At 73.6% G+C, this 15,718-nt stretch carries 11 protein-coding genes and 1 pseudogene; 3 read left to right on the forward strand and 9 right to left on the reverse strand.

Annotation, left to right across the window (positions count from 1 at the left end):
* Positions 1 to 42: 42 nt before the first annotated feature.
* Entirely contained in the window at positions 43 to 492 is a 450-nt protein-coding gene (locus IPQ09_02350) for an MAPEG family protein (protein MBL0193064.1), read from the reverse strand.
* A 356-nt stretch (positions 493 to 848) separates the two neighbouring features.
* Here IPQ09_02350 and IPQ09_02355 point away from each other — a divergent pair, with 356 nt between their 5' ends.
* Both IPQ09_02355 and IPQ09_02360 read left to right on the forward strand, forming a co-directional pair.
* Complete coding sequence (locus IPQ09_02355) at positions 849 to 1,427, forward strand: hypothetical protein (GenBank protein ID MBL0193065.1); 579 nt, start codon at positions 849 to 851, stop codon at positions 1,425 to 1,427.
* A 37-nt stretch (positions 1,428 to 1,464) separates the two neighbouring features.
* Positions 1,465 to 2,628 carry a TPM domain-containing protein gene (locus IPQ09_02360; GenBank protein MBL0193066.1) on the forward strand — a complete coding sequence of 388 codons (1,164 nt, stop codon included), beginning with the start codon at positions 1,465 to 1,467 and terminating at the stop codon, positions 2,626 to 2,628.
* Between the two features lie 15 nt (positions 2,629 to 2,643).
* Here the strand turns inward: IPQ09_02360 and IPQ09_02365 are convergent, their stop codons facing one another.
* From IPQ09_02365 to IPQ09_02390, 6 genes are all read right to left on the reverse strand, one after another.
* Positions 2,644 to 3,297: a DUF1801 domain-containing protein gene (locus IPQ09_02365; GenBank protein ID MBL0193067.1), complete on the reverse strand. Its 654-nt coding sequence runs from the start codon at positions 3,295 to 3,297 to the stop codon at positions 2,644 to 2,646.
* An 84-nt stretch (positions 3,298 to 3,381) separates the two neighbouring features.
* Positions 3,382 to 4,581 carry a hypothetical protein gene (locus tag IPQ09_02370; GenBank protein ID MBL0193068.1) on the reverse strand — a complete coding sequence of 400 codons (1,200 nt, stop codon included), beginning with the start codon at positions 4,579 to 4,581 and terminating at the stop codon, positions 3,382 to 3,384.
* A gap of 472 nt (positions 4,582 to 5,053) precedes the next feature.
* A complete protein-coding gene (locus IPQ09_02375) occupies positions 5,054 to 5,650 on the reverse strand; it encodes a hypothetical protein (GenBank protein MBL0193069.1) in 597 nt (198 codons plus the stop codon).
* A gap of 61 nt (positions 5,651 to 5,711) precedes the next feature.
* Positions 5,712 to 6,719 carry a hypothetical protein gene (locus IPQ09_02380; GenBank protein MBL0193070.1) on the reverse strand — a complete coding sequence of 336 codons (1,008 nt, stop codon included), beginning with the start codon at positions 6,717 to 6,719 and terminating at the stop codon, positions 5,712 to 5,714.
* A gap of 2,449 nt (positions 6,720 to 9,168) precedes the next feature.
* The gene (recA, locus tag IPQ09_02385) at positions 9,169 to 10,194 is read right to left on the reverse strand and encodes a recombinase RecA (GenBank protein MBL0193071.1); all 1,026 of its coding nucleotides are present in this window, start codon (positions 10,192 to 10,194) and stop codon (positions 9,169 to 9,171) included.
* A gap of 129 nt (positions 10,195 to 10,323) precedes the next feature.
* Positions 10,324 to 11,862: a YifB family Mg chelatase-like AAA ATPase gene (locus IPQ09_02390; GenBank protein ID MBL0193072.1), complete on the reverse strand. Its 1,539-nt coding sequence runs from the start codon at positions 11,860 to 11,862 to the stop codon at positions 10,324 to 10,326.
* A gap of 281 nt (positions 11,863 to 12,143) precedes the next feature.
* Here IPQ09_02390 and IPQ09_02395 point away from each other — a divergent pair, with 281 nt between their 5' ends.
* Entirely contained in the window at positions 12,144 to 13,196 is a 1,053-nt protein-coding gene (locus IPQ09_02395; protein ID MBL0193073.1) for an SRPBCC domain-containing protein, read from the forward strand.
* Between the two features lie 72 nt (positions 13,197 to 13,268).
* Here IPQ09_02395 and IPQ09_02400 read toward each other — a convergent pair.
* A pseudogene (locus IPQ09_02400) lies at positions 13,269 to 14,496 on the reverse strand (ABC transporter permease).
* Positions 14,496 to 15,716, reverse strand: a complete 1,221-nt coding sequence (locus IPQ09_02405) for an ABC transporter permease (GenBank protein ID MBL0193074.1) — start codon at positions 15,714 to 15,716, stop codon at positions 14,496 to 14,498. Before IPQ09_02405 ends, IPQ09_02400 begins: the two are co-directional and overlap by 1 nt.
* Positions 15,717 to 15,718 lie beyond the last annotated feature (2 nt).

Below are 15,718 nucleotides of genomic sequence, written 5' to 3' on the forward strand. Positions count from 1 at the left end.
ACTCCCGTCGGTCCGCAAATCAACAATCAACAGGCCGCTCATCTAGCGCGGGGCGACCACCGCGTAGACCGCACTCCCGAGCAGGTAGAAGACGATGGCGTAACACGGGCCGGTCACGAGAAATACCCGCTTCGATTGGGTCTTCGAGAGGCGCGCACCGAGCAGGACTGGATAGAGCGAGCGAAGTACCACGTAGAGGAGACCTAGCCACGTGGCGTGGGTTGGAGACACGAAGACCGCATGCAGCCACATGGACAGCAGAAAAGGCACCATCTGTTCTTGGGTGTTCGCCACCGCGCGGTCGGCCGCGAGCATTCGCGCGTCCTGGCCGAAGTAGCGATCGAAGGTCTCGCCCCGGGCCGCGTATTCGGCGAGCAGCTTGTATTTGGTGCTGCGCTGGAGACCCAGCAAGAGGGTGTACCAGAGTCCGAAGTAGGCGGCCGTGACGACGACGGGACCCTTGTACGCTGCGAGATGGGCGGCCAAACTCATGGGGCTCCTGGGACGGGAGCCGCAGCCCCGCGAGCGACCAGTCTACCGGACGGCCGTGAGCAGGACACCGGCGAGGAGCGCCTGGTCGAGGGGGCGGGCTCGCCCCGGCGAGTCCCTGCGCGATCTCGAGCGCGGGATCTGCGCGACTTTGGGGTCGCAGGAGTCGTCGACTTCAGCGCGGAGTGTGCCACTTCGGTCGCCGGGTGCGGCGACATCGGGTCCGCCCTCGCCCCGAACGGCAGCATTTTCGCTCACTTCGCTCATGCCGCGGGCGCCCTCGTGGCGGCCCCTGGCGGCACGTGGTTTGCTTTGCCGGTTGCGCGCGACGGTCTCGCGCCGCACGGGAGGGACAGACAATGAAGAAGGAAGCGCTCCGCCTCACGATGGTCACGTTCGTCGCGCTCGTCGCCTCGGGCTGCCTCGCGAAGATCGACACGACGACCACCCTCCCCGAAGGAGGCGCCGAGGGCGGCGAGCCTCCCGTGGGCTCCGGCGGCGATCCTGGAGCCGGCGGGGGCGCGGCCCCCGGATGTTGGCAGAGCTCGAGGGACGCGCCGTCCGCGACCGGTCCGAGCGGGCGCGTCGGGTCCTGCTCCCTCTCCGGCACATGGGACTACGAGGTCACGTTCTCGGGGCCGAAGCAGCCCAAGCAGGTGTGGTCCTTCGACGCCGAAGGGCGCGCGGTGGGTGGCCCAGCAGGGACCAACCTGTGCGCGGGCTTCCCGTGGTCGGGCAACTACAAGCTGAGCGCCGCCGGCTTCGAGGCGATCAACATCCGGGGCAAGGGCGCGCCGAGCTGCAGCTTCTCCGGCAAGACCACGTTCACCGTGGAGTTCTCGGAGGACTGCAAGAAGATGACGCTCCCGCGCATCGTCACGGACAGCTGCACCGGCGGCGCCTTGTTCTACACGGGGACGATGGTCCGGCGCGACTGACCCGAGGCCGCGGACCTCGGAGGACCACCCCGACCGGATGCGGATACGCTACCACTCGGGGGTGCCCCTCAAGTTCTTGGCCGTCCGCCCGCTCGCCCGGCTCGTCGCGCTCTGCACGTTCGTCGCGCTGCTCCTCGCGGGTCGCCCCGCCGCCGCCACCTTCTCGCCACCCCCGATCACCGGGCACGTGACAGACACCGCCGGCAAGCTGTCGCGGGACGAGCGCCTCGCGCTCGACAAGAAGCTCGAGGACTACCGCCGCTGCTCGCTCCACGAGGTCGCCGTGCTCGTCACCGGCTCACTCGACGGCGAGACCATCGAGGACGTCGCCTTCAAGACCTTCCGCGCGTGGAAGCTCGGCCGCAAGAAGGAGGACGACGGAGTGCTCCTCGTCATCGCTCCCAAGGAGCGCAAGCTGCGCATCGAGACCGGCAAGGGCGTCGGCGGCGCGCTCACGGACGTGCAGAGTGCACGTATTCTCGCGGACAAGGTGAAGCCCCATCTCAAGAACGACGCGACCTTCGCCGCCATCGACGAGGGCACGACGGCCATCGGCGCGGCGCTCGGAGGCTGCGCGATGAGCGCGGCCGACGCGGGGGCCATCGCGGCGACGCGCGCGGTGCCCTCGAGCGGTGGCAGCGCGCCCCGCTCTCACGAGCCGAGCGGCACGCCCACGCCGTACGCACCGACAGAGCCCACCGCACCGAGCGCGCCGACTCCGGACTCGAGCCGCGACGACGTGCGCTTCGTGTTCGTCTTCGTCGACGTGGCGCTCGCCGCCCTCGGCCTGGTCGCGCTCGTGGTCTATGCGGCCTTCCGTGACCGGCGCCTCATCATCCCGTTCCCGTTCGCCTTCGTGGGCGCGGGCTTCGTGACCCTCGGCGTGGGGACGGCGACCGGCTCGGTCCTCTACGGCCTCGCGGCGTCCCACCTCACCTTCCTCAGCATCTACCTTGGGCTCTGGCGCTGGGTGCGCACGATCCACAAGGCCCCCATCCGCCCAGCCGCGAGCGGTTGGGGAGGCGCGGACGGGGGCGGACTCTCGTCGTACGGGGGCTCCTCGGGCTCGGCCAGCTCAGGCGGCGGCTATTCGGGTTCGGGCGGCGACTCGGGCTCCTCGGGCGGCGGCGGCTATTCGGGCAGCGGCTACTCCGGCGGTGGCGGGGAGTCCGGGGGCGGCGGCGCGAGCGACAGCTATTGAGGGCGTGGCTCGCCTTCAGGCTCCTTTCGTCGGATCGCCCTTCTCGCGATTGCGCCTGACAGCCTCGCGGACGAGCGCGACGATGGGCTCCTCGCGCACCTCGGCGAGCGCAGAGAGCGACATGTGCCGCATGCGCGCCCCATCGCCCGTGAGCAACCCCGCGGGATCGGCGAGCTCCGCGCCGCGCCAGAAGCCGAGGTTGACCGAGCGCGCGAACGCCTTGATGTGCGCGAACGGGCCGCTCAGCTCGTAGACCGGCTGGCCCCACTTGATCGACTCGCTGGCCTCCGGCGCCGCGCGCCGCACGATCTCGCGCAGCGAGGTCACGACCTCCTTCTGCCAGCCTGACAGACCGCCCACGTAGTCACCGACGGTCTTGCCCGCGGTGCGCGCGGACAGCGACTTCTTCGCGGCGGCAGGCTTCTTCGCCTCAGTCGCCTTCTTCGCCGCCTTCTTCGCCTCAGTCGCCTTCTTCGCGGCAGCGGGCTTCTTCGCCTCAGTCGCCTTCTTCGCGGCAGCGGGCTTCTTCGCCTCAGTCGCCTTCTTCGCGGCGCCGGTCTTCGTCGCCGTGGGCTTCTTCGCGGCAGCTGGCTTCTTCCCCTCAGTCGCCTTCTTCGCGGCAGGCGTCTTCGCGGTGCTGGCCTTCTTCGCGGCGGTGGGCTTGCTCATGCCTCCATGATGCGACCGCGGCGGACGGCCCGACAAGATGCAAGCGCGCCCTCTCGAGTGAAGGAGGTACGACATACGGTGGGGTCACTCGAAGGTCGCGACGTCGATCGACGAGAACGTCTTGCCCGCGCCGTTGATACCGCCGACCGAGTACATGCTCCCGGCGAAGAACGGCGTCTGGTGCACGTGCCCACGCGCCGACGGCAGCTTCGCAGGGAGGGTCTCGAACGTGAGCTTGCCCGCGCCATCGAAGCGCCCGCGGAGCACGTCGTTCCGGAAGGTCGCGCTACCCTCGAGTCCTCCCAGGACGTAGACGCCGTCGCCCACGAGCTCGGCCGCCGTCACGCTGCGCGGGAGCGCCAAGGCTCCCGCAGGCTCCCAAACCAGCTTGCCTTCGGGCGTGGGCTTCGCGCGAATCACGTCGGCGAGGGGCTCGTGTTTGCCCGCAGGATCGCCCCGGAGGCCGCCGAATAGGTAGATGAAGCCTTGGCGCTCGAACACCATGCCATGGCTGCGATCGGCCGGGAGCGGGGCGAGCGCCTCCATCGGGCCGGTCGTCCCGTCCGCGAGAACACGCATTCGGGCGACCTCCGCGACGCTCGTGCCCGTCTTGTGGCCCCGCCCGCCTGCAATATACACGTATTCGCCGAGGACCGCAGCGTGGGTGTGCATCACGCCCACGGGGAGGTTCGGCCCCTGGGTCCACCCTTCGATGCGCCCGTCCGCGCCGAACTTGGTCGTGTACGTCGCGGAGCTGATCGAGGTGCCCGTCGTCCCGCCGACGAGCACGAGCACATCGCCCACGCGCACGAGCGAGTGCCCCGCGATCTTGAGAGGGAGCGAGCCCGCTTCGCCGAACGCCTCGAGCCCGCCGTCGCCGCGGATCTTCGCGCGCACGACGTCCGAGAACTCGCCCTTCCAGCCCGTCGTCCCGCCCGTCACGTAGAGGTACGGAACCCCACCGACGACGAACACGTGCGTCGTGTGGTGATCACGCTGCGAGCCCAGGTCGACGTCGGAGCGCGTGAACCCGACGAGGGACGCCGTGCACACCGAGCCCTCGAGCCTGAGCCCCTTCGCGCACGGGGAGGCAACCGCGGCGTCTCCCGCGTCTGCGGGGGAGGCGGGTTCTCCCGCGGGTGCCGGCGGCGGCCCCGGCGAGCACGCAGCGGCGAGCACGAGCGCGAGGGCAGTGAGGGTTATCCGCGCGGAGCTTCGCATTCGGCGAGCCCGCGCGGCCAGCGTGGCAGACGTCACGCCAACGTGGATCGTGCTCAAGCTCACGGCGGCCCTCCGGCGTCACTCGTCACCCACTCAACCCAAGTTTCCCACGATGGCGAGCACGTGATCGTCGTGCCGGAATCCACCACGCAGGAGAAGGCCCCGCCGCTAGTGAGCCCACCGCCGTCGAACGGTCCGGCCTCTCGGAGCTTGGCGAGGAACTCGTCTGGCACCGCGCACGAATACACGGGTGTGCCGCACACCTCCGCGCAAACCTCGCGCAGTCCCGGCGACCTCCCCCCGTCCGCGTACTGCGTGGCCGACAGGGCCGCGACGACTACACGACACGCCGCCTCCGCCGTGGCCGGCACGGGAACGTTCGGCGGGCGCGCCGGAGTGACCGTTCCGACTTCGGTTTGACCGCCGCACCCCAGGAACATGGCGGCCGCGACCGCCGCGCCGAGGGCGAACGTCCCCAGCACCGCTCCGAGCGGTGCAGCCGCTGACCGCTCCCTTGTGCGCTTCGTGCAGGTGCTCATCGGCCGGCGTCCCGAAAACACCCGCGCTTCACGAAGGAAGTCTCGACCGCCTCGAGACACGTCCCCTGCTCTGCGCACGGCTTCGTCAGGCAGGCGGCGGCGGCAGCGCCCGCCCCAGCGTAGGCGTAGAGGCCCGCTGAGCAGTAGTCGTCGTCGAACCCACCTCGGCATTCGGCGACCTTCTCGAGGCAAGCCGAGACATAGTCCCGCGCGGACTGCCCGCCGACCGCCTCGCCCGCTTGTGCCAGACAGGCGTCCTCCCCGCCGCACCCTGGGCCCCCCCAACATTTGACGAATACGTCGAATGCGGCGGCGGAGGTATTGCGCGCGAACTGGCACTTATCGCTCTCGCGGCACGTCACGGGCCCGTTTGGGCACGCTGCACGCGAAGCCGCCGCCTGGCAAAACTTGTCCTCCGCGCTGGCTTTGCCGTCCGAGCCGTCCGAGCCCCCTGCGTCTGGGAGAATCGCGGCGTCCAGCGGCGCCGCGTCGAGGTCGGTGGCCGCGTCCGCGGGTGTGACGGCCTCAAGGACGGTCTGACCGCCGCACGCGACGACAGTCGCGATCACCCAAGTCCAAGCAAGTGGTTTCATGTCTTTCCTCATTCCCAAGGCGAGATCGCCGCCCACTCATGGCGCGCGGATACGGTCTTGATCACGGACCCGGAGTCTCGAGGGCACGACGTGCTCGTTCGGCCGCGCCACCCTCCGGAAAACGAGCGAGATACGAGCGCGCCGCGCGACGCGTCGCCGCGAGGTCGCCCGAGGAGGTGTAGGCATCCATTCGAAGCGCTGCGGCCTCCGGGGCGAGCACGCCTCGTGGAAACGCCTTGTCGTATCCATCGAGCGCTCGCAGCGCCCCGGCGGGGTCGCCCGCGACGATGCGCGCGCGCGCCAAGTCGACCTTCGCGGTCTCCTCGTCGAGGCGCGTCCGTAAGGGAGGGCTTGCGCGACGTGGAACCAACGGAGCGAGGCCCGACACCGATGCAGAGGCGATGGGCGGCCGCGTATCCGAAGGTGACACCGCGGTGACGGTGGGTCGCGCTGCGCTGGGCGAAGGCCCGTTCTCCGGCGGCCCCGGGAGGGTGGCGACGGGCGGGCACGCGCTGGGCGCGACGCTCGCGATCCGGTTCGGCGTCACCGTCGGACTGGACGTGGTCGTGGGGAGGTGTGCTTGTCGAGCGGCGATCGCCGCGACGAACACGGACGAACCCGCCATGAGGGCGACGGCCACCTTCGCCGCGAGCGACATCGCGGCGAGCTTGCCCCCGACCGCCGCGCTCGTGCCCACGGCGCCGGCGCTCGCGGCCAAACCCGTGGCGCCGTGGGTCGCGACGGAGGCCACGGCTCCGGCGCCCCCCGACGCGGCGAGCGGCCCAGACACGGTCGCGCCGGTCGCGCCGGTCGCGCCGGTCGCGCCGGCCGGTGCGACGCCGGCGGCGACCCCAGCGCCCGGCGCGGCGACGCTCCCGAGGCCAACCGCGGCCGGCGCCGTGGTCGTCGCCGTCGCCGACGCCACGGCGGCCCCGACGCCGAATCCGAGCGCGGCCGCCGCAGCGCGCCGAGCGGCGTCCGTCGGGCGATCATGGTCCGCCGAGCGGAGCACGGCGACGTCGAGGGGAGAGCGCGACGGATCCTCAAGCATGCGGCGGATCTCGGTCACGGGGCGCCTCCGAATCGGCTCTTGAGCGCGCTCATCGTCTCGTCGGAGGGGGGGCGGGGGGGGGCCGGGCCCCCACGCCCGGGGGCCGGGGGGGGGGGGGGGCGCCCGGGGGGCCCCCGGGGGGGGGGGGCCCGCCGGGCAGGGAGGGAAAAGCGGCGGGCCGGGGGGGGGCCCCGGGGGGGGGCCCCCCGGGGGGCGCGCCCCCCCGCGGGGGGGGCGGGGGGGGCCGCGGGGGGGGGGGGGGGGGGGGGGGGGGGGGGGGGGGGGGGCGCCCCCGGGGGGGGGGGGGGCGCCCCCCGGGGGGGGGGGGGCCCCCCCCCCGCCGTTCCAAAAAAAAGGGGGGGGCCTTTCCCCCCCCGGGGGGGGGGGGTTCCCGGGGGGGGGGGGGGGGGGGCGGGGGGGGCGGGGGGGGGGCCGGCGGGGGGGGGGCGGGGCGGGGGGCGGGGGGCGGGGCCGGGGGGGGGGGGGGGAAACAAGGGGGGGGGGGGGGGGGGGGGGGGGGGGGGGGGGGGGGGGGGGGGGGGGGGGGCCCGGGGCGCCGGGGGCGGGGGGCCGGGGGGGGCGGGGGCCGGGGGGGGGGGGGGGGGGGGGGGGGGGGGGGGGGGGGGGGGGGGGGGGGGGGGGGGGGGGGGGGGCCCGGGGGGGAAGCGGGGGGGGCCCCCGGCGGAACCCGGAGAAGGAGGCCGGGGGGGGGGCGGGGGGGAAAGGGGGGGGGGGGGGGCGGGGGGCCTCCCCCGGGGGGGGGCCCCGCGGGGGGGGGGGGGGGGGGGGGGGGGGGGGGGGGGGGGGGGGGGGGGGGGGGCGGGGGGGGCGGGGGGGGGCCGCCCGCCGGGGCGGCCCGGCGCCCCCCCCGGGGCGGGGGGGGGCGGGGGGGGGCCCCGCGGGGGGGGGGGGGGGGGGGGCCCCCCCCCCCCCGGGGGGGGGGGCCGGCCCGGGGGGGGGGGGGGGGGGGGGGGGGGGGGGGGGGGCGGGGGGGGGGGGGGGGGGGGGCGGGGGGGGGGCAGGGGTGGCGGCGGGGGGCGGGGGGGGGGCGGGGGGGGGGGGGGGGGGGGGGGGGGCGGGCGGGGGGGGGGGGGGGGGGGGGGGGGGGGGGTCTCGCCCCCCCCCCCCCCCCAGGGGGGGGGGGGGGGGGGGGGGGGGGGGGGGGGGGGGGGGGGGGGCGGGGGGGGGGGGGGGGGGGGGGTGGGGGGGGGGGGGGGGGGGGGGGGGGGGGGGGGGGGGGGGGCGGGGGGGGGGGGGGGGGGGGGCGGGGGGCCGGGGGCGGCCCCGGGGGGGGCCCCCCGGGGGGGGGCGCCCCGGCCCGGGGCGGGGGGCGGGGGCCCCCCCCCCGCCCGGGCGGCGCCGGGGGGGCGGGGCGGGCCGGGGGGGGGGGGGGGGGGGGGGGGGGGGGGGGGGGGGGGGGGGGGGGGGGGGGGGGGGGGGGGGGGGGGGGGGGGGGGGGGGGGGGGCCTCCCGGGGGGGGGGGGGGGGCTTTCCCCGGGGGGGGGGGGGGGGGGGGGGGGGGGGGGGCGGGGGGGGGGGGGGGGGCTCCGCCTTTTTTTCGGGGGGGGGGGGGGGGGGGGGGGGGGGGGGGGGGGGGGGGGGGGGGGGGGGGGGGGGGGGGGGGGGGGGTTTTGGGGGGGGGGGGGGGGGGGGGGGGGGGGGGGGGGGGGGGGGGGGGGGGGGGGGGGGGGGGGGGGGGGGGGGGGGCTTGGGGGGGGGGGCGCCCCCCCAGACGCAAGTAAAGCACGAGGGCCAGCGTCGCGGTCGGGGTCACGAGCCCAAGCTTCACCGGCGGCATCCAGCGCCAAGTCGAGGCGAGCCGTCAAGGGTTCACTCGCGGTGGCCGCGGACGGGGCGCAGCCCGACCGGCGTCCTGTTCGGGTGCTCGAGCGGGCCCGTGACGACGCCCTGTTCGCGCAGGAAGAGGGCGAGCTCCGGCATCGCGAGGTCACCGCGACGTCGCGCCGGAGGGACCGCTGCTTCGCGAGGACCACGGGCCCCATGCCGCCCTCGCCGAGCAGCGGGGCCATCTCGAGGTCGTCTGCGCCCAGCGTCACCGCCCGCGGGTCGTGTGGCGCCACGGGACCGTCCTCCCGAATGCGAAGAAACGCGGCGTGCGCGCCCATGGCCACGCCGGGAAAGGCCACCACCGCGTCGCCCACACGAAAGCGCGTGACGTTGGCGCCCACGGCCGTCACCACTCCGGAGCACTCCGTCCCGAGAATGGGCTGGCGCGGGCCGTTCCATCCCATCGCGAGACGCATCAACAGGCCCATCCCCGCGCGCCTCACACCTGCCCTACGACGGCTCTCCCTCGCGCGACACGCCAGGATGGCCCCGAAGCGGCGAACGAAGGTCGATGGCGCGCGCGCCGAAGGCGAGGTCTCGCCATGAAGCGGTGGTGACGGGACCGCGCCGGCCCCGAGGCCCGCCACGGCCGCGGACCTCGGGGCCAGAGCCGCGTCTGCTACGCGTCGCCCTCCGATCGACGGCCAGGCCGCACGGGCCCCGTCGCGATGATCGCCTGGCGCAGCGTGTTCGCCAGCTTCTCGTCGGCGAGCACGGCCTCGCGCGAGCGCTCGCGGCCGTTCCCGAGGGTCGACCCCGCGAACGACAGGTGATTGCCGCTCTTCTCGAGGAGCCCCCTCGTGAGGCCGAGGTCGACGAGCTCGGCGGCGCGATCGACCCCTTGGCCATAGCGAATCTCGAACTCGGCCTCGGTGAAGGGCGGCGCGCATTTGTTCTTGCAGATCTTCACGCGCGTGCGCCCACCCACGAGCTCGTCGCCCACCTTCACCTGCCCGATGCGCCGCACGTCGAGCCGCATCGACGCGTAGAACTTCAGCGCGTTGCCGCCGGTGGTGGTCTCGGGGCTGCCGAACGTGACGCCGATCTTGTGGCGGAGCTGGTTGATGAAGAACAGCGTGGTGCCCGTGCGGTAGGTCACGCTCGTGAGCTTTCGCAGGGCCTGGCTCATCAGCCTCGCCTGGAGCCCGAGGTGCTGATCGCCCATGTCGCCCTCGATCTCCGCCTTCGGGGTGAGCGCGGCCACCGAGTCGATCACGACGAGGTCGACGGCGCCGGAGCGCACGAGCATTTCGGTAATCTCGAGCGCCTGCTCGCCGGTGTCGGGCTGCGCGATGAGCAGCTTCTCCACGTCGACGCCCACGCCCTTCGCGTACGCGATGTCGATCGCGTGCTCGGCGTCGATGAAGGCGCAGACCCCGCCGGCCCGCTGCGCCTCGGCGATGGCGTGGAGCGCGAGGGTCGTCTTCCCGCTCGACTCGGGACCATAGACCTCCACGACCCGCCCGCGCGGATACCCCCCGACCCCGGTGGCGAGGTCGAGCGCGAGCGATCCTGTGGAGATCGTGGTGACGGGCTCGATGTCCTCCGCGTCTCCCAGGGCCATGATCGCCCCCTTCCCGAACTGCTTCTCCACGCTCGTCACCACGCTCTTCAGCGCGCGCATCTTCTCGGCGACCTGCTCCATCATCACGCACTCTCGCTTTCGGTTTGGACTCGGTTTCGTATCGGTATTGACTCGGGTTGCGTTCGATTGGCGCTCAGAAGAAGTGGGGTGTGCGGCGGCGACCCGCGGCTCCCTCCGGACCAGGACGCGTCACGCGCCGTGGGGCGGTGTGGGTCCGCGGTCGAGGGCGCGCGCGGCGATCGCCTCGGCGACGTGCGGGGACCTCACCGCCGTGGCCCCGTCGAGATCGGCCACGGTGCGCGCGACGCGCAGCACCTTGCCGTAGGCCCGCGCGGAGAGGTTCAGCTTGCCTATCGCCATGGACAGCAACCTCGCCCCCGCGTCGTCCGGCGCGGCCACGCGCTCGAGGTCGGAGAGCGGGAGCTCGCCGTTGCGAGGAGCCGTCACCTCGCCCGCCTCGTAGCGCGCCGTCTGGACGCCTCGCGCCACCTCCACGCGCGCCCGCACGAGCGCGCTCGCCTCACCGCCGCCCGCGCGCCCGAGCTCCTCCACCGGGACCGGAGGCAGCACCACGTGCACGTCGAGCCGGTCGAGCAGCGGCCCGGAGAGGCGCGCGCGATAGGCTCGCACGCGCTCGGGTGTGCACCGGCACCGCCCCGTGCCGTCGCCCAAGTGGCCGCACGGGCACGGGTTGGTGGCGCCGACGACGATCGGCCGCGCGGGGAACGTCGCCTTGCCTTGCGCCCGCGACACCGTGACGACGCCGTCCTCGAGTGGCTGCCGGAGCGCCTCCACCGCCGCGCGGCGGAACTCGGACAGCTCGTCGAGGAAGAGCACGCCGTGGTGCGCGAGGCTCACCTCGCCCGGACGAGGCATGTCGCCACCGCCCACCAGCCCGACCTCGCTCACGGTGTGGTGCGGGGCGCGGAAGGGGCGCTCCTCCGCGACGCGCTCGAGGCCGAGCGGCATCGCGAGGCTGTGGATGGCCGTGACCTCCACCGCCTCCTCGTGGGTGAGCGCGGGCAGGATGCCGGGGAGCCTGCGCGCGAGCATGGTCTTTCCAGCCCCCGGTGGCCCCACGAAGAGCACGTTGTGGCCCCCCGACGCGGCCACCTCGAGCGCTCGACGCGCCGTCGCCTGCCCCTTCACCTCGGCCAGGTCGTGGTGCGCGAGGGTGATCCGGGCGGGCGACACCTCCGGCGCGCGCGGCAGCTCCGCCTCGCCGCGGAGCGCGCCGACGAGCTCTGCGAGCGAGGCGACCGTGCGCACCGAGATGCCCCGCACGAGCCCCGCCTCGCGCGCGTTCGCCTCCGGCACGATCGCGACCTTCACGCCGCGGCGGCGCGCGCCGAGCAGATGCGGGAGGACGCCGCGCACGGGTCGGACGGCGCCGTCGAGCGATAGCTCGCCGAGGAGCAGCATGTCGCCCGCGACGTGCTCGGGAAGCACGCGGAGGGCCGCGAGCGTCGCGACGGCGATGGCGAGGTCGAAGCCGCTCCCGTTCTTGCGCAGGTCGGCCGGCGCGAGGTTGACCACGATGCGACACTCCGACGTGTCGACCCCGACCTGCGCGAGGGCGCTCTTCACGCGCACCCGGCTCTCGCGGACCGAGGCCTCCGCGAGCCCGACGAGCTCGAAGGACGGCACGTTGCGAGATGCGTGCACCTCGACCCGAACCGGGTGCGCGTCGAGCCCCACGAGGACCGCTCCCATGACCGTTGCCAGCATGAGGCAGGCCTTTGCGCGCGCCGTGCCACGCGGGCACCCAGACAATTCTTTGTAATTTCAGGGGTTTTTCAAGGAGGGTGCTCGTCCTGGCCGTCCCCACGGCGTCCGCGGACGGCCGGTGGCGCAGAGGCGCCGGTCGGCCGAACACTGGCGCTCGAAGCGTCACCCCCAAGGGGCCCGCGCTCGACACGCGGAGAATTGTTGATATTTTTATGGGTGGAGCCGAGCCCGCCGGACCCTTTCTTGCCCCGTTTCGGCAAACACCGGGTATTCTGCACGCTATGGGGAAGGAAGCCCTCCGCGTATCCACGGTCCTCGCCGCCTCGCCGCAGGTGGTGTACCGCGCCTGGTTCGACGCGAGCCAGCACGCCGCGTTCACGAAGCACTCGGCGAAGCTCGACGACTTCATCGGCGGCAAGTTCACCCTCCGCGATGGCAAGATCACCGGGCGCAACATGGCGCTCGAGTTCGGCCGGCGGCTCGTGCAGTCGTGGCGGAGCGCCGACTTCCCGCGCAACGCGCCCGACTCACGGCTCGAGGTCGTCTTCGAGTCGGTGGGCGCCGGCACCCGCATGACCGTCATGCACTCCGACCTGCCCGAAGGCTTCGGCGAGCCGCTCCGCGCCTTCTGGGGCGAGGCGTACGGCGCGCCCATGACCGACTATTTCGGCAAGTTCGCCACGCTCCTCGCCAACACCCCGCCGAGCCAGGCGGTGCTGCCGCTCGACGACGGAGACGACGACGCCACAGAAGAGGCGCCGCCGCCCAAGTCGAAGCTCTCGGGGAAGGCGAAGGCCCGCGCCAAGGCCCGCGCCGCCCGCGAGGCGCGCGAGAACGCGCTCGCCGCCGAGCTTGGTCACCCTGAACGAGTGTCGAGCCCGCGCGCGTCCGCGAAGGCGAGCAAGGCCAAGGTCGCGCCGGAGTCGAGGGTCAGCGAGAGCGCCCGCGCGCGCCCGGTCAGCGCCCCCGAGCCCAAGAAGGCCACGCTCAAGTTCCCGAAGGACGCGCCGAGCGCGGCCAAGGTGCGCCCGAGCGCGAAGACCGCGAAGAGCGCGCCGCCCTCGGAGAAGAAGCCCGCGAAGCCCGCGACCAAGAAGGCCGCCGCGAAGCCCGCGACCAAGAAGGCCGCGAAGCCCGCCCCGAAGAAGGCCGCCGGCGCGAAGGCCAAGCCGAAGAAGGCCGCGAAGCCCGCCCCAGAGAAGCCGGCGAAGGCCCCGCGCGCGACCACCACCAAGGCGCCCAAGGCGCGCAAGTCCGCGACCGTGGCCACGGCCAAGAGAAAGCCGAAGGCGCCCACCAAGTTGAAGCCCAAGCCGAAGGCCAGGCGCGCGTAACCAGGTACCCCACGTACCCACGTATCCACGTATCCAGGTATCCAGGCGAGGTATCCAGGTAACTGGCCGCGGCTATTCGTGCCGAAGGGCCGTGATGGGGTCGAGCCTCGACGCGCGGCGCGCGGGGAAGAACCCGAACGCGACGCCCGTGGCGGCGCTCGTGAAGAGCGCGAGCCCGAGCGCCACGGGGTCGAGCGCCATCTTCCAGTCGAGCGCGCGCGAGAGCCCGTAAATCGCAGCGCTCCCGAACACCGTGCCCGCGAGCCCACCGATGAGCGACAGGCCCACGGCCTCCACCAGAAACTGCGTGCGAATGTCACCTTCGCGCGCGCCGATCGCCATGCGAATGCCGATCTCGCGCGTACGCTCGGTCACGCTCACGAGCATGATGTTCATCACTCCGATGCCGCCGACCACGAGGCTCACCGCCGCCACGCAGATGAGCAGGATCGTCAGCAGGGAGTAGATGGTCTCCTGCATCGCCTGGAACTCTTTCTGCGTACGAATGGCAAAGTCGGGTTCGCGGTCGTCGGGGATACGGTGCCGCTGACGCAAGATGGAGGTGATCTGCGCCACGGCGCGGTCGGTGGTGTCGGGGCCGCTCGCGCTCGCGAAGATCATTCCGGTCTGACCGGGCGGCGTGCGGAGGATACGGGCGCGCATGCTGGCGATCGGCAACAAGATGAGGTTGTCCTGATCGCCACCGAACGGGGCCTCGCCCTTGGTCTCGAGCACGCCGAGCACCGTGTACGCGTAGCGCCCGATCCGCACCGTGCGACCGACGGGATCCACGCCGCCGAAGAGATCCTTCGCCACCGTGCTCCCGATGACGATCACCTTGGTCTTGGCGAGCTCGTCGTACTCCGACCACGGCTCGCCCCGCGCCACTTTCCAGTTTCGCACCGTGAAGAAGGGGAGGGTCGCGCCGATGATTTGCGTCGAGGTGTTCTTGTCGCCATACACCACCTGCCCCCGCGAGCGCAGCGTGGGCGCGTAGGCCAGGACGCTCACGGCCTCGCGCCCGATCGCGCGCCCGTCGTCCTCGGTGAGCCTCGCGTGGCCCCCCGTGGCGGAGCGCGCGCCCGAGGCGTTCGAGGTCCCGAGGGATGATGATGATGACGTTGGAGCCCAGGCTCGAGATCTGGGAGCCGACCGACTCACGCGCGCCGGCGCCGAGGGCCGTCACGGTCACGACCGCGGCGACACCGATCAGGATACCAAGCACCGTCAGCCCCGCGCGGAGGCCGTTACGCACGATGGCGCGCAGCGCGAGGGTGACGCCGACGAAGAACGGCTTCATCAGTCGCTCCTCAGCGCTTCGATGGGGTCGAGGCGCGCGGCTCGGCGCGCTGGAAAGAAGCCGAACGCGACCCCGATGACCGCGCTCGTCGCGACGGCGATGACGATCGCGCGCGAGCCGGGGAGCAGCTCCCACCCGAGCGCGCGACCGAGGCCGAAGACCGAGCCGGCGCCGGCGACGATGCCGAGCGCGCCGCCGATCAGGGTGAGCACGACGGCCTCCACGAGGAACTGGAGGAGGATGTCGCTCTCGCGCGCGCCGATCGACATGCGAATGCCGATCTCGCGAGTGCGCTCGGCCACGCTGACGAGCATGATGTTCATCACCCCGATGCCGCCCACGAGGAGGCTCACCCCCGCCACGCCGAGGAGCAGCGCCGAGAGAATGGAGGCGATCCCCTCCTGCGCCTTCTGGAACTCGCGCTGGGTGTTCACCACGAAGTCGGGCTCGGCGCCTTCACCGATGTGATGTCGCTGCTTGAGGATCTCCTCGACCTGGGACTTCGCGCGCGTGGTGACCTCCTCGGTGGCGGCGCTCGCGAGCAGCATGTCGACGCGGCCCGGCGAGGTGCGCTGGATGCGCCCCCGGTAGCTGCCAATCGGCATGAGGATTCGGTCGTCTTGGTCGTCGCCGAACGTGGAGGTGCCCCGCGCCTCGAGGACACCGATGACGCGGTACGGAGACTGGCGAATACGCACGACGCGCCCCACGGGGTCTTGTGAGCCAAAGAGCGCCTCGGCGACGGTCGCGCCGATGACGCAGACCTTGGTCTTGAGCAGCTCGTCGGTCTCGGTCCACGCCTCGCCGTTGGCGACTTTGTATTTGCGAATCGGGAAGTAGCTCAGCGTGGTGCCGACCGCGAGGGTGGCGGCGTTCTTGTCGCCGTACACCATCTGAACACCCGTGGAGAGGAACGGGGCCACGTTGCTCACGCTCACGGCCTCGCGGGCGATGGCGCGGCCGTCGGACTCGGTGAGGCGGCCGAGGCCCTTCGCGCGAGCCCCCGACTGCTGCACCGCTTGGGGGTTGATGAAGAGCCCGTTCGAGGCGAACCCCGAGATTTCCCCGCCGACCTTCGCCGAGGCGCCGTCGGCGAGGGCGGTGACGATGACCACCGCCGCGACGCCGATGAGGATGCCGAGCACGGTGAGCGCCGAGCGCGTCTTCTGCCGAACGATGGCCGTGAGCGCGAGGCGCACGGCGTTGAGGAAGAGCGACAGCA

It is taken from the genome of Myxococcales bacterium (genome assembly GCA_016720545.1).
Lineage (GTDB): Bacteria > Myxococcota_A > Polyangia > Polyangiales > Polyangiaceae > JAAFHV01.

Bases quoted from the DNA above. Each gene is read 5' to 3' on its own strand.
- IPQ09_02390 (MBL0193072.1), bottom strand. From the start codon at position 11,862: ATGCTGGCAACGGTCATGGGAGCGGTCCTCGTGGGGCTCGACGCGCAC.
- IPQ09_02360 (MBL0193066.1), top strand. From the start codon at position 1,465: ATGCGGATACGCTACCACTCGGGGGTGCCCCTCAAGTTCTTGGCCGTC.
- IPQ09_02355 (MBL0193065.1), top strand. From the start codon at position 849: ATGAAGAAGGAAGCGCTCCGCCTCACGATGGTCACGTTCGTCGCGCTC.
- recA (MBL0193071.1), bottom strand. From the start codon at position 10,194: ATGGAGCAGGTCGCCGAGAAGATGCGCGCGCTGAAGAGCGTGGTGACG.
- IPQ09_02365 (MBL0193067.1), bottom strand. From the start codon at position 3,297: ATGAGCAAGCCCACCGCCGCGAAGAAGGCCAGCACCGCGAAGACGCCT.
- IPQ09_02395 (MBL0193073.1), top strand. From the start codon at position 12,144: ATGGGGAAGGAAGCCCTCCGCGTATCCACGGTCCTCGCCGCCTCGCCG.
- IPQ09_02350 (MBL0193064.1), bottom strand. From the start codon at position 492: ATGAGTTTGGCCGCCCATCTCGCAGCGTACAAGGGTCCCGTCGTCGTC.
- IPQ09_02375 (MBL0193069.1), bottom strand. From the start codon at position 5,650: ATGAAACCACTTGCTTGGACTTGGGTGATCGCGACTGTCGTCGCGTGC.